Annotated in this window: 2 protein-coding genes; both read left to right on the top strand. The window is 37.1% G+C overall.

Annotated elements, in window-relative coordinates; all coding sequences use genetic code 11:
* The coding region (locus ACOVO2_RS17020) for a hypothetical protein (protein ID WP_421771132.1) at positions 1–326 on the top strand (326 nt) is incomplete at its 5' end.
* A 59-nt stretch (positions 327–385) separates the two neighbouring features.
* Positions 386–1,116 (top strand): sulfite exporter TauE/SafE family protein (locus ACOVO2_RS17015; RefSeq protein WP_421771131.1); only part of this gene is annotated, 731 nt, incomplete at its 3' end.

The following is a 1,116-nucleotide window of genomic DNA, read 5'->3' as shown; positions in this document are numbered from 1 at the left end:
TTTTAACGTATCAGCTTCCTGAGCTTGGCTTATTTGTGGAAAAACTATTTTTAAAAACGTTATATATAAAAAAATATAACGCTGAGTATAGCAAAGTAATTTTGCAGACATTCCTTGATATTTTTGAGGATTTTACGAAAACAGTTCGTTATATTTGCAAATATATAACGAGGAAATGGAGAACGAAAAAAAATGATAAGTTTTTAGAGAATCATTTGTATGAGTGCTCCACGGTTGATAGTCGACAAGTCCATAGTAGTAAAAGTCTTGTGGGTACTTATCTAGCTTTGATAAAGGATGTCGATTGTGGTTATCCTATTTCTTAACTAATAAAATTGAACTCTTGAAGAATAAAACACAGACCAAATAACCCTAAAAATATCCTATGACATCACTATTATTACTTCTATTATTATTGAGCTTAGTTGCGTTTTTATATTCTTCGGTGGGGCATGGTGGTGCAAGTGGGTATTTGGCCGTGATGGCAATTATGGGCGTAGCTCCCGCAATGATGAAGTCATCGGCATTGGTCATGAATCTGGCCGTTTCTTTATTTTCGTTTATTGGCTTTTACCGGGCAGGGCATTTTCGCTTAAAACTTTTCTTGCCATTTGCTTTGGCCAGTATTCCGATGGCATTTGTGGGAGGAACAATGACCCTTTCCGATTCGATTTATAAGAAAATTCTTGCCGTATGTATCTTATTTTCAATCGTTCGATTAATCTATCAATTTGATACCGATGAAAAAAATAGACCAATTCCGATATGGGCGGGTGTTCTTTCGGGTGGTTTGATTGGCTTACTTTCGGGAATGATAGGCATTGGCGGAGGTATAATTCTTAGTCCTTTGATGCTACTGATGCGATGGGCGAATTTGAAAGAAACGGCGGCCGTTTCGGCACTTTTCATTTTTGTAAATTCACTTGCGGGCTTATATGGAGTGCTTCAAAAGGGAGGAATAAACCTACCTGAAAACATGAAATGGGCGGTTTTGGCTACGATTATCGGTGGTTTAGCTGGCTCTTATTTTGGCAGTCAGAAATTCAATTCAAAAGCCTTGAAAATACTTTTGGCAATGAGTCTAGTCATAGCGAGTTTGAAATTGATTTTTACGTA

Source organism: Emticicia sp., from assembly GCF_049241225.1.
Lineage (GTDB): Bacteria > Bacteroidota > Bacteroidia > Cytophagales > Spirosomataceae > Emticicia.
Note: the sequence above shows the minus strand (reverse complement) of the source record. Positions and strands in the feature narration are given on the sequence as shown.